Here is a 264-nt window from a genome sequence, read left to right as displayed (position 1 = left end):
GTTCGATCAGCGCCGTGTCGCCGGCAGCGTGCCCCATATTGTCGTTGATCCACTTGAAGCGGTCGAGATCGACGAAGAGGCAGGCGAGTTCCTGGCCGGCGGCGTCTGCGGCAGCGATTTTGTTGTCGAGCACCGCCTCGAAGCCCTGGCGGTTGAGGAGCCCGGTCAGATGGTCGGTGATTGCCTGGCGATGGTTGCGGTCCTCCGAAGCCTTGAGCTCGGTCACATCCGTCATGACGGACAGCGAGAGGCGATCGTGAGCGC

The 264-nt window shown here is 63.6% G+C and carries 1 protein-coding gene; it reads right to left on the bottom strand.

The window, feature by feature from the left end:
- On the bottom strand, positions 1-264 hold a 264-nt coding region (locus EOD29_RS32495; RefSeq protein ID WP_164763979.1), incomplete at both ends, for a GGDEF domain-containing protein.

The organism is Mesorhizobium sp. M1A.T.Ca.IN.004.03.1.1, assembly GCF_003997555.1.
Lineage (GTDB): Bacteria > Pseudomonadota > Alphaproteobacteria > Rhizobiales > Rhizobiaceae > Mesorhizobium.
Note: the sequence above shows the minus strand (reverse complement) of the source record. Positions and strands in the feature narration are given on the sequence as shown.